An 11,745-nucleotide genomic window follows, 5' to 3' on the forward strand; every position below is an offset into this window, starting at 1 on the left:
AAAAGGGCCGCCGAATGGCGGCATCCGTTCCACGTCCGCGACGCGACGATCCGTCCGGCTTCGCCGATCGCCAAGCTGCCCGAGGACGAAGATGTTTCCAAGGCTAGAATCATGAGAGGCGTTGGATCAAAGGATGGCTTCGCCCGAGCGGGAAATCGGCCCGCCTTTCGGCCGGATCATCCGTTCTTTTTCGGAAAGAAGCAAGAGCTCCCATCGCTCCGTTTGGGGAGGCAGGAGATCTTCCATCTTTTCGGGCCACTCGATCACGAGGACCGCCGGCTCGCTCCAGAGTTCCTCGAGGTGAAGCGCTTCCGCCTCGCGGGGTCCTTCCAATCGGTAGAGATCGACATGGATAAGCGGGAGCCGTCCGCTCCGGTATTCGTGCACCAGAGTGAAGGTGGGGCTTGTGACGGGTTCCCGGACGCCGATGCCGCGGGCGATGCCGCAGGCAAGGGTCGACTTTCCGGCTCCCAAGTCGCCGTAGAGCGCGAAGACCGATTGGAGCCGCACCTTTTCCCCCAGGCGGCGGCCGAATCGTTCGGTTTCCTCAGGAGAGGCGGAAATGATCGAATCCATGGGAGTCGGGCAGGGTCCGGGCGGCGGCGGAGGGACGGAGGCAGAGGCCGATTCGGCTCAAGCGGGTCGAAAAGGGCCACTCCCTCCGGAGCGCGGCCTCTCGGTCCGGTGGCACCGTGAAGAGCAGCTCATAATCTTCCCCATCGCAGAGGGCCTCCTTCACGGAGCAGCCACGATGGCGCGGCAGCCGCGACTCGTCCACGGAAAAGTCGACGCGGGAAGCCCGAGCGAGCCGAGGCAGATCCGCAGCCAATCCATCGCTGATGTCCATGAGCGAGGTGGCCCACCTTCCTTCGGCGAGCCAGCGGCCCTCGGAGAGCCGCGGTCGGAATCGGAGGTGGCGTCCGCTGGAGAGGCTCCCTCCAAGGCTTCCGGTCACGTAGAGTCCCTCTCCCGGGTGAGCGCCGGAGCGCAAGAGGGGTGGGTAGCCCGCCGTCTCCCCGAGAAGGGCGATCGTCAGAACGAGCTGGCGGCTTCGGCTGAGCTCTCCTCCGACGAGATCCACGCCCGATTGCCGGGCCAGACGCTCGATTCCACGGTAGAGATCCCGTACGGCCGACGCAGCGGCCGTCGCAGGAAGAGCGAGAGCGATCAATGCGTCGAGCGGCCGACCTCCCATAGCGGCGATATCGCTCAGCCCCCGCGCGAGCGCTTTGCGCCCGACGAGCCGAAAAGGAGTGTCGGGCGGGAAGTGAACCCCTTCCACGACCGAGTCGACCTTGAAGAGCAGGGAGTGATCGGTCCCCCTTCCCGCGAGAACGGCGCAGTCGTCGCCCACCCCGGTCCGCACCGTGGGCCCGGGCCGCCATCGACTCGTCAGGAGTCGAAGGAGGCCGTCTTCGCCCAAGGCCGCTAGGGTTGTGCGATCGAAGACCGGTTTCCGCCGCCTCATCGGGAAACTTTCCCCTTCCTCCTCTCGGCTCAGCCGAATTTCGCGAGGAGGAGCAGTCCTGTCGTAAAGCTATTGAACCAGCAGTGAATGGCAACCGAGAGCAAGAGGCAGCCGGAGAACTCATAGGCGACGCCGAGCAGCAGCCCGAAGAAAAAGAGAGGCAGGAAGGTGGGCCAGTGGAAATGGAGCAGGGCGAAGAGCAGAGCGGTCAGGACGAGGGCCGCGCCACGGGAGAGGCGGTTCTTCAAGTAGACGTAGAGGAAGCCGCGGAAGAGCACCTCCTCCCCCACGGGAGCCAAGACGAGGATGAAAACCAACAACAGGGAAAGGAGCGGCCAGCTGCGCGTTCGCAGAAAAAGCTCGATCGCGGGTTGAGGCGGCGCGGGCACGCCGAGCGCCTGTCCCACGAGCTCGCCCAACCCCGCGACGAGCCGGAGAGGGAGGTCGGCGGCGAGGGCGATCCAAAAGCCGACGGCGACGATTTGCCAAGGGGACATCCGTTTCGTCCCGAAGTAGGCGGCGTAGTCGAGCCGGTGGAATCGGACCAGGAGCAAGATCGCGACGAGGGCTAGGAGGCTTCCCGCCGAGAAGAAGACCCCGGAGATGAGGAACAAGAGGACGGTGACCAGCTCGATCGAGGAGAAGAAGATCGTCGGTGCTTGGCCGTAGCGGAGCCTCCCTTCCTTCTGGAGGCGGCGGAAGACGATGCCGAAGCTCAGGGCGGCCGCGAAGCTGGCCGCGAAGAAGCCGAGAACCAGCGTCCCGTATTGGTGCAGGAGCTTGCCAGTGATCTCGTTCATTCCCGGCGGAACCGCGGCGGAGAGCTGGCGATCGACTCGGGGGGAAAGGGGAAGATCGGTTGCGGGAAGGTCACGGGAGGAAGCCGCCGGATCCAAAGAGGGTTGGCGCCAGGTAGTAGAGACGTCCGGAGATCAGCGGAAGCCTGCCGGGCGAAAGAAGAGCGCCCTTCGCCCGAGTTTCCGCTCCAAAGAGGCCCCGGACCAGCGCGGCGAGCCGGAAAGGCGGGACATACCGAACCACGCGCGACGTCTTGACCTTTCCGAGCTCCTTGCACTTCTCGACCGCGTCCTCGAAATATCCGAGTTGGTCGACGAGCTTGGCCTGGAGAGCCATCGATCCGGAGAGGATTCTCCCGTCGGCCCAGTGCGTCTTCAGTTCGTTGAGATCGAGGTGCCGTTCCCGGGCCACGATGCCGACGAATCGATCGTAGCTCTCGTTGATGAGCCCTTGAACGTAGGCCTGCTCCTCCGGAGTCATCTCCCGAGTCGGATTGAGCAGATCCTTGAGCTTGCCCGACTTGAGCGTCAACGCCTTCACGCCGATCTTGTCGAGCAGATCCTTCACGTTAAAGGTCTGCAGCACCACGCCGATGCTTCCGGTGAGGGAAAGATCGTTGGCGAGGAGATAGCTGGCGCCCATCGCCGCGTAATAGCCGCCCGAGGCGGCGACCGACTCCATGTAGACGACGATCGGCTTGACCCGTCGCGTCCGTTCGATCGCGTGGTAGAGCACATCGCTCGCGTCGACTTCCCCCCCGGGAGAGTTGATGGCGAGGAGAACGGCTTTCACCTTGCGGTCCTCTCGCGCTTGCCGGAGCTGCAGCTCGATGTCCTCCACCATGCTTTCCGAGAACTGGCCGGGCTCTTCTCTGGCTATGAGTCCCTGCAAACGGACGAGGACGATCTTCTGATCGCGGTCCGCATCTCCGGCGACATACTCTTCGGGGAATTCCGGCGCCTTCATCTCCGGGCCCGCGCCCTTCCGCATCTGGAGTGCGTTCCAGAAGAAGAAGTTGAGCAAGAGGCTGATCACCAGCAGGACGATGAAAAACACCGTTGCGCAGCCGGTCCGTTTCCCGGAATTCATGGCCCACGAGAATGACAGAGAGAGCTTCCGAGGGCAATGGCAAGATCACGAGCGGCGCGCGATCCCTTCTCCGGCCCCGTCTGGCATCCGGGGCTTCTCCCGCGGCTATTCCTCGATCCTTGGAAAAAGGGGCTCCGGGGCTCCGATCGGATAGCTTTCCCTCGGCGGCGCAAAGGAGCATCGGGCGAGCAGCGGCCGTTCGGCGATGCCGAGTTGGGTCAGGAGCTTGCGACTGCTCCGGGGGAGCGCCGGCTCGATAGAGATGGCGATCCGTCGAAGAGTTTCCGCCAGAGCCGCGAAGACCACGTCGAGTCGCTTTCCGGAATCGGGGGATCGGGCCAGCCGCCACGGAGCAGCCTGGTCGATATAGCGATTGGCCCGCCCGATCAGCGTCCAGGCGACGGCCAGACCGCTGCTGGTGTCTCCTTGATCGAAGGCCTCTCGGTAGGCTCTCTCGTCGAATGCCGCGGCGAGCTCCCCTTCCGCCTCGCCCGCCTCCGCCTCGGTCCACCCGGGTACCCGCCCCCCACGATAGCGGACGATCATCGAGAGCGTCCGATGCGCGAGATTCCCCAAATCGTTGGCCAAGTCGCTCCGGTAGCGCTGGAGGAACTTCTCGTCGGAGAAGTCGGCGTCATTTCCGAGAGTCATCTCTCGAAGGAGGAAGTAGCGGAGGGCTTCCGAGCCATACCGTTCCAGATAGGGAACCGGGTCGATCGCATTTCCGGTCGATTTGCTCATCTTGGCTCCCCGATTGAGCCACCATCCATGGACCAGCAGCCGGCGGGGGAGAGGGAGCTCGAGGGCATCGAGGATGGCGGGCCAGTAGACGCCGTGGGCGGGCACGAGAATGTCCTTGCCGATGATCTGCAGATCCGCCGGCCACCAGGATCCTCCGTCTGCGCTTTCGGCGAAGGAGACGTAGTTGAGAAGAGCGTCGAACCAGACGTAGGTCACATACTCCTCGTCAAAGGGGAGGGGAATGCCCCAGGCAAGCCGACTTCGGGGTCGCGAAATGCAGAGCTCCTGCAGCGGGCGTCGGAGAGCGGCGAGCAGTTCATTGCGGCGGAACTCCGGGATGATCCAGTCGGGGCGGGCTTCGATTTCGCGCCGAATCCTCTCCCCGAATCGCGAGAGGAGGAAGAAGTAGTTGGGTTCGCGCATCGGGACGACTTCGCCGAAGATCTCCGGCCATCGGCCGTCCACCCGTTCCTTCTCGGTGACGAACTGCTCTTGTCGCAGGCTGTAAAAGCCCTCGTGCTCCTCGAAGCGAAGGAGCTCTTTGCGGCGAAGCTCTTCCAGGGAACGGCGGACCGCTTCCTTATGGAGCGGATCGGTGGTGCGGGCGAACCGGTCGAAAGAGATATCGAGCCGCGCCCAGAGCGCGCGAAAGAGCTCGCTCTGCCGATCGCAAAAATCCTTTGGATCGAGCCCCAGGGCACGCGCCGACTGCTGGACTTTTTGGCCGTGCTCGTCGACACCCGAGAGGAAAAAGACCGATCGGCCGCAAAGGCGGTGGTAGCGAGCCAGGGCATCGGCGAGAGTCTTCTCGTAGGCGTGTCCGAGGTGGGGCGACCCGTTGACGTAGTCGATCGCCGTCGTAAGAAAAAAGCGCTCTCCCATAAATCAATAATATTGCTTAGTCTGTTCGAAGCCGGAGAGCTTTCTCTGAGCCTCGGCAGCGGGTCCGTGGCGGGCGGCTCTGACCGAGGAACTTTCCACGAGGGGGAAGAACGGGTTCCGGGGAGCAGGCCATGCCGAGCCCAACAAAAGCAGAGGCGGCCGGATTTGCAAGCCGCCGAGGAAAATTTCGGGGGAAAAGGGCGTATCCGGACGAGGCGAAGGGTTCGGCCGAGGAGTCCTTGCCTCTCTTTTTCTGTTGTGCAACCCCCTTTTCAGATTATCCTTTCCGTAGAAACGGCTTCCGAAGAAGGAGGCAAGAACGGAGCACCCTATGGGAAACCTGACGCGAAGGGATTTGGTGGTGCAGGTTGCGGAGGAGACGAACCTCCCGCAGCAACAGGCGGCGAAAGTCTTGGGCTCCTTGCTCCGGATTCTCATGGAGAGCTTCGGGAATCGGCAGAACATCGAGCTGAGAAATTTCGGGGTCTTCGAAATCGCACTGCGCCGGGCGCGCGTCGGTCGGAATCCCCGGAGTCCCGGACGAGACATTACGATTCCTCCGCGCGCGGTCGTCCGCTTCAAGCCGGGGAAGCAGGTCAAGCGGATCTTGCAAAAGGTCACCCAAGAGCTTTTGGAGGAGAGCGCGGGCAAAAAAAGCTCGCCCTGAAATTGGCGGCTGGGCATAGTGCCTGATCCCGCTTTGCCGCTTTGGCGGGAGCCGCACGATGCAGCCTCTTCCCGGATTTCGCGATTTTTACCCGGAAGACCTGGCGTTCCGGGAGGCGATCCTCTGTCGCTGGAGGACCATGGCCCGGCGCTACGGCTTCGTCGAATACGACGGGCCGGTTCTGGAGCCCTTGGAGCTCTACCGGAAGAAATCGGGCGCGGAGATCTTGGATCAAGTTTACCAGTTCACGGATCGGGGCGGGAGGCTTGTGGCGATGCGGCCGGAGATCACTCCGACCCTCGCGCGCATGGTCCGCGCGCGCCATCGCGACTATCGGAAGCCGTTGAAATGGTTCTCGATTCCTCAGGTCTACCGGTACGAGCGGGCGCAACGCGGCCGCTTGCGCGAACACTTCCAGTGGAATTGCGACATCCTGGGCGAGGAGTCCCGCGAAGCCGACATCGAGGTTGTCGCCTTGCTGATCGATCTTTTGCGGAGCTTCGGCCTGGGAGCCGAGGATTTCGTGGTGCGGGTGAGCGATCGTGGGTTCTGGGCTCGATTTTTCGAGCGGCATCAGGTCCGGGAAGAGCAGCGCTACGGGATCTTTCAGGCGATCGACAAGATCGAGAGGCAGCCGCGGGAAAAGACCGAAGAGGCGTTAGGCCCCCTGGCCGCCCCGATCTTTCGTCTGATCGACGAAGGCGAGCCATGGGAGCCGGTCGACCGGATATTGGCGGGATTGGGCGCCCGAGGGCTCTCGGCGTTTGCCGAGCTCGATTATCGCGTGGTGCGCGGGCTCGCCTACTACACGGGAACCGTCTTCGAGGCATTCGATCGCCAGGGGGCTTTTCGCGCCATTGCGGGCGGTGGGCGGTATGACGATCTGCTCGAGCGGCTCGGCGGAGAGCCGATGCCGGCCGTTGGGTTCGGGATGGGAGATGTCGTCCTCGGAGAGCTTCTTCGGGCGAAGGGAAAGCTGCAAGCGGCGCTGCCCCGGCCGGAGGTTTTCGTCGTGATCTCGGAGGAAGAGATTCGTCCCGCAGCCGTTCGGCTGGTACACTCGCTGCGGGAAGAGGGTTTTTCGGTCGATTATCCGCTGCACGCCGCCAAGCCCAAGAAGCAGTGGGAGCGGGCGGAGGCCGTGGGCGCCCGGCATGCCCTTCTTGCAGATTTTCGGCTGATGGAAGGGAAGGTGGAAGTGCGGGAGATGGTTTCCCGGAGGAGCCGCGTCGTTTCGCTCGAGGCGATTGGAGCGCTTCTCAAGACGGGGGCGCGGGAGTCCGAGTGGGGCGGGGAATCCCCGCCGCTCGGATCTCCCGGAGAGAAAGGATTGGAATGAGAATCGCAAATCGGTGGCGCACCCATCATTGCGCGCAACTGCGGGCGACGGACGTCGGCCGAAAAGTCCGGCTCTGCGGCTGGGTGGACCGGCGGCGCGATCATGGCGGGCTTGTCTTCGTCGATCTCCGCGATAGGGAGGGGGTCTCCCAGATCGTCTTTCATCCGGAGGAGTATTTCGAAGCGGCGGAGATCGGGAAGGCCCTCCATGCCGAGGATCTGATCCAAGTGGAAGGGCTGGTGGCGCGGAGGCCGGAGGGAACCGAGAACGAGGGATTGGCGACCGGAGAAATCGAGGTGGTGGCCCAATCGGTACGCCTGCTCAACGCCTGCTTGCCGCTTCCATTTCCTCTCGATGCCGTCGTGGAGAACGAAGAGCTCCGCCTCGCCTTCCGTTTCCTCGATTTGCGGCGGCGGCGGATGCTCGAGAACCTACGGCTTCGCCACCGGATCACCCGGGCGGTGAGAGACTACTTGGATGCCCGAGGCTTTCTCGAAGTGGAAACCCCGATCCTCTCGAAGAGCACGCCCGAAGGCGCGCGGGATTTTCTGGTTCCGAGCCGGCTCGCTCCCGGCTCCTTCTATGCTCTCCCCCAAGCCCCCCAACAGTACAAGCAGCTTCTCATGGTCTCGGGAATCGAGCGCTACTATCAGATCGCCCGCTGCTTTCGGGACGAGGATTTGCGCGCGGACCGGCAGCCCGAGTTCACCCAGGTTGATTTGGAGGCGTCCTTTGCCGAGCCCGAGGATATTCAATCCTGGGTCGAAGGGGCTCTGGAAAAGGTCTTCCGCGAGGTCGTGGGCACCGATCTTTCGCTTCCCTTTCCGCGCATGAGCTACCGGGAGGCGATGGACCGTTACGGGAGCGACAAGCCGGATCTCCGGTTCGGGATCGACCTCTACGATGTCGGCGAGATCTTCCGCGGGTCGGATCTGAAGGTCTTCCGAGCGGTGCTCGACGCGGGGGGCGTCGTCAAGGCGGTGAACGGGAAGGGGCTTGCGCGCATCGGGGCCGCGGAGCTGGCCGCGCTCGAAGAGATCGCCCGCGGCCTCGGAGGGAAGGGATTGGCCTACATTCGCGTGGAGAGCTCGGGATGGAAATCGCCGATCGGGAAATTCCTTACGCCCGGAGAACGGGATGCGCTTGCGCTTGCGCTCGGAGCGACGGAAGGGGATCTGCTCCTTTTCGCGGCCGATCAGTGGCAACTCGCTTGCGAAATTCTCGGCCGGATCCGTCTCCGCCTGGCCGACCTCTCCGGCGAACCGAAGGAGCATTCGGAGTGGAAGTTCCTATGGGTGACGGACTTTCCATTGTTCGCCTTCGACCGGGAGGAGGGCCGATGGGAGTCGATGCACCATCCCTTCACCCGGCCGCGCAGCGAAGATCTCCCCCTTCTGGAGGAGGGGCGTTACGGCGAGGTGCGGGCTTTGGCCTACGACATCGTCCTCAACGGGACGGAGCTCGGTGGGGGGAGCATCCGGATTCACGAGGCCGAGTTGCAGCAGAAGATCTTTTCCATTCTGGGCATCGATTCCGAGACGCAGGAGCAGCGCTTCGGCCATCTGCTCAAGGCCTTCCGCTATGGAGCCCCCCCGCATGGAGGGGTGGCCCTGGGCCTCGACCGGCTGGCGATGCTTTTGGCCGGAGCCGAATCGATTCGGGATGTAATCGCCTTCCCGAAAAATCGACATGGTGTCGATCCGCTGACGGGCTCTCCGGCGGAGGTCGACGCGAAACAACTGCGGGAGTTGCGGATCGCTATTTCCGGTAGAGGAAACGCGTGAGTTCACGAGGCGAGCGGCCGGGGCATCCCCCGTTCGGAGCGGAGTTCTTTGCGGTGCGCGAAGAGGAACGGCCGGGAGAGAGGGTTGCGATGGAGCAGCTGCAGAAGAGAAAGACAAGGATCATTGCCACTCTGGGACCGGCGACGGATTCCGAGGAAAAGATCGGCGAGTTGATCGCCCGGGGGGTGGACATCTTCCGCTTCAACATGTCCCACGGCTCTCCGGATTGGATTCGGAGGACGAGCGCCTTCGTCCGCGCCCAGAGCCGCCGCTTCGGCAGGAGCGTGGGGCTGCTCCTCGACACGCAGGGCCCGGCCATCCGCACCGGAGACCTTGCGAACCGGCTGGAGCTCCATCCGGGAGACATCTTTACCTTCACGGTGCGCGGAGATCCGAGCGTCGACGAGCGCTCCGTCTCGGTGAACTACGACGACTTGGCCCAGGATCTGCGGGTCGGCGACGTCGTCCTGGTGGATAACGGCGTCATCCAGATGAAGGTGCTCGAGAAGCAGGGATTCCGCGTCCGCTGCGAGGTGGTGACTCCCGGCGTCATGGGGAGCCGGCGCCATATCAATTTGCCTGGAGTTCGAGTCAACCTTCCTCCTTTGACCAAGAAGGACTTGCAGGACATCGACCTCGGGGTGGAGTGCCAAATGGACTATTTCGCCCTTTCCTTCGTCCGCGAGGCCAACGACGTCGATCTGCTGCGCCAGATCCTCATTGCGAGGGGATCGAAGGCGATCATCGTCGCGAAGATCGAGGACCAGGCTGCCGTGCAGAACCTGCCTCAGATCCTGGATGCGGCCGATGCGATCATGATCGCCCGCGGGGATTTGGGGATCGAATGCCCCTTCGAGGAGTTGCCGATCATCCAGAGGCGCATCGTCAAGAGTTGCCTCCAGAAGATGAAACCTGTCATTGTGGCGACACATCTGTTGGAGAGCATGACCCAGAATCCCGTCCCCACGCGCGCCGAGATCACCGACATCGCCAACGCGGTCTACGAACAGGCCGACGCCTTGATGCTTTCCGGCGAGACCGCCGCGGGCCGCTATCCGCTCGAATGTGTCTCCGTACTCGACCGAGTGATTCGGCGGACGGAGCGGAGCGGAGGAGCGGGTTATGCCGCCTTCGCCGAGCTGACGGAAGATCAGCAGAAGCTTGCGAGCGCCGCCGTCCACTTGGCCGACCAAGTGCGGGCGGCCGCCATTTGCGTCTTCACCCGTCAAGGCAAGCTTGCGGCCGTCGTCGCGGGCCTTCGGCCCCGCTACTCTCCGATCTACGCTTTGTCGGGAGAGGAGGATCTTTGCGGCAGGCTCCTTCTCCGTTATGGGACCGAGCCGATCCCCTCCCGGTATCCGATGACCCAGGAAGAAGGGATCTCCCTCGCCGAAGAAGAGCTTCGGAAGCGGGGGGCGATCTCCTCGGGCGACAAAGTGATCCTCCTCTCGGAGGTCCCGCTTCGGGGGGAAAGAGCTCGCTCGGTAGTCTTTTACCAAGTCGAATAGGAAGAGAGGTGAAGAGAACCTTTATCGGCTCCTCGGCCTGGATCACCGGCGCATCGTCCGGGCTCGGGGCCGAATTTGCGCGACAGCTTGCGCCGGAAGCCGCCTGCTTGGTTCTTACGGCTCGTCGCGAGGAGAGGCTGCGGGAGCTGGCGGAGGAGCTCCGGCGCAAGAGGCCGAAGCTGCAGATCGTCGTGGCCCCCGCGGATCTGACCTGCGCGGAGGCGGTCGAGGGGGTGCTCGATCTTTTGACGAGGGAACGGATCGAAGTGGATACGCTGGTCAACAACGCGGGAAGCGGAGATTCCGGACTCTTCTATCGCGGCGACTGGGATCGGCTGCGGAGCATGCTCGACTTGAACGTGGGAGCCTTTACTCGCCTGCTCTGGTGGCTTCTTCCGAGGATGATTCGGCGAGGGAAAGGATGCATCATCAATGTCGGCTCGATCGCGGGCTTGCGTCCGGTTCCCTTTTACTCGGCCTATGCCGCGACGAAGGCCTACGTCCACAGCCTTTCTCACGGCTTGGAATGGGAGCTGGCGGGGACCGGCGTCACCCTCACGCAGGTCTGTCCGGCGTCCGTCGCCACCGAGTTCTTCGAGCGTGCGGCGCGCTCTCCGGAGGATTTGAAGAAGATCGCCGGGCCCTCCTTTATGTGGACCTCCCCGGAGGAGGTCGTTCGCTGCTCGCTCGATGCCGCCAGGCGGGGCAAGCCGCAGGTGACGCCGGGATTCGTTCCCGGGCTCTGCGCGGCGATCTTTTCCTACGTCCCGATCCCTCTCCTGCGGATGGCCTACCGGGCGGTTCTGTCGGGAAAGCGCAAGCCGGGCGGAGAGTTGGCGGAAGAACGAATGTGGATGGAGAAGCAGGCCGATGGGCGTCCACTCTGATTCCTGGATCCGGCGCAAGGCACGGGAAGAGGGGATGATCGAGCCCTTCGTGGAAACCCAGGTGCGAAAGCTCTCCTCCTCCGAGGAGCCGGTGGTCAGCTACGGCCTCTCCAGCTACGGCTACGACCTTCGGGTGTCGAATGAGTTCAAGATCTTCACGAACGTATTCCATACGGTGGTCGATCCCAAGCTCTTCGATCCGCGCTCCTTCGTCGATGTCCAGGCCGATGCTTGCATCATTCCTCCCAACTCCTTCGCTCTGGCCCGGAGCGTCGAATACTTTCGGATTCCTCGCAACGTGATCACGATCTGCTTGGGAAAATCGACCTACGCCCGGTGCGGGATCATCGTGAACGTCACTCCGTTCGAGCCGGAGTGGGAAGGGCACGTCACGCTCGAAATTTCGAACACGACTCCGCTTCCGGCGAAGGTCTATGCCAACGAGGGGCTGGCCCAAGTCATCTTCTTGGAGGCGGCGGAGCCCTGCGAAACTTCCTATGCCGATCGCAACGGGAAATATATGCGGCAGCGCGGGATCACCATCCCCGTGCCCTGACCCTCCGAGGGGCGGCGCGCGCCTGC

Annotated in this window: 11 protein-coding genes; 6 read left to right on the forward strand and 5 right to left on the reverse strand. The window is 63.3% G+C overall.

Features of this window, described 5'->3' with window-relative positions; translation table 11 throughout:
* Positions 1-126: 126 nt before the first annotated feature.
* From tsaE to FN369_RS04590, 5 genes are all read right to left on the reverse strand, one after another.
* A complete protein-coding gene (gene tsaE / locus FN369_RS04570) occupies positions 127-576 on the reverse strand; it encodes a tRNA (adenosine(37)-N6)-threonylcarbamoyltransferase complex ATPase subunit type 1 TsaE (protein ID WP_142525020.1) in 450 nt (149 codons plus the stop codon).
* Entirely contained in the window at positions 548-1,468 is a 921-nt protein-coding gene (locus FN369_RS04575; protein ID WP_142525021.1) for a thiamine-phosphate kinase, read from the reverse strand. The genes tsaE and FN369_RS04575 overlap by 29 nt, the downstream gene beginning before the upstream one ends.
* A 29-nt stretch (positions 1,469-1,497) precedes the next feature.
* Complete coding sequence (locus tag FN369_RS04580; protein ID WP_142525022.1) at positions 1,498-2,268, reverse strand: CPBP family intramembrane glutamic endopeptidase; 771 nt, start codon at positions 2,266-2,268, stop codon at positions 1,498-1,500.
* A 70-nt stretch (positions 2,269-2,338) separates the two neighbouring features.
* Positions 2,339-3,355: a signal peptide peptidase SppA gene (sppA, locus tag FN369_RS04585; protein ID WP_142525023.1), complete on the reverse strand. Its 1,017-nt coding sequence runs from the start codon at positions 3,353-3,355 to the stop codon at positions 2,339-2,341.
* Positions 3,356-3,460: 105 nt separating this feature from the next.
* Positions 3,461-4,978, reverse strand: a complete 1,518-nt coding sequence (locus FN369_RS04590; RefSeq protein WP_142525024.1) for a class I tRNA ligase family protein — start codon at positions 4,976-4,978, stop codon at positions 3,461-3,463.
* Positions 4,979-5,309: 331 nt separating this feature from the next.
* Here FN369_RS04590 and FN369_RS04595 point away from each other — a divergent pair, with 331 nt between their 5' ends.
* Genes FN369_RS04595 through dcd form a run of 6 tightly spaced genes read left to right on the forward strand, consistent with a single transcriptional unit; the run spans position 5,310 to position 11,719 of the window.
* Positions 5,310-5,645: an HU family DNA-binding protein gene (locus FN369_RS04595; protein ID WP_142525025.1), complete on the forward strand. Its 336-nt coding sequence runs from the start codon at positions 5,310-5,312 to the stop codon at positions 5,643-5,645.
* Positions 5,646-5,703: 58 nt separating this feature from the next.
* On the forward strand, positions 5,704-6,984 hold the full coding sequence (hisS, locus tag FN369_RS04600) for a histidine--tRNA ligase (protein WP_142525026.1): 1,281 nt from the start codon (positions 5,704-5,706) through the stop codon (positions 6,982-6,984).
* On the forward strand, positions 6,981-8,768 hold the full coding sequence (gene aspS, locus FN369_RS04605; RefSeq protein ID WP_142525027.1) for an aspartate--tRNA ligase: 1,788 nt from the start codon (positions 6,981-6,983) through the stop codon (positions 8,766-8,768). The genes hisS and aspS overlap by 4 nt, the downstream gene beginning before the upstream one ends.
* Entirely contained in the window at positions 8,765-10,276 is a 1,512-nt protein-coding gene (pyk, locus tag FN369_RS04610; protein ID WP_142525028.1) for a pyruvate kinase, read from the forward strand. The genes aspS and pyk overlap by 4 nt, the downstream gene beginning before the upstream one ends.
* Positions 10,277-10,284: 8 nt before the next feature.
* On the forward strand, positions 10,285-11,163 hold the full coding sequence (locus FN369_RS04615; RefSeq protein ID WP_178087676.1) for an SDR family NAD(P)-dependent oxidoreductase: 879 nt from the start codon (positions 10,285-10,287) through the stop codon (positions 11,161-11,163).
* Positions 11,147-11,719, forward strand: coding sequence for a dCTP deaminase (gene dcd / locus FN369_RS04620; RefSeq protein WP_142525030.1), 573 nt, complete (start codon positions 11,147-11,149; stop codon positions 11,717-11,719). Before FN369_RS04615 ends, dcd begins: the two co-directional genes overlap by 17 nt.
* The last annotated feature ends 26 nt before the right edge of the window (positions 11,720-11,745 follow it).

The sequence above is a fragment of the Methylacidimicrobium cyclopophantes genome (assembly GCF_902143385.2).
In the GTDB taxonomy this organism is placed as follows: domain Bacteria; phylum Verrucomicrobiota; class Verrucomicrobiia; order Methylacidiphilales; family Methylacidiphilaceae; genus Methylacidimicrobium; species Methylacidimicrobium cyclopophantes.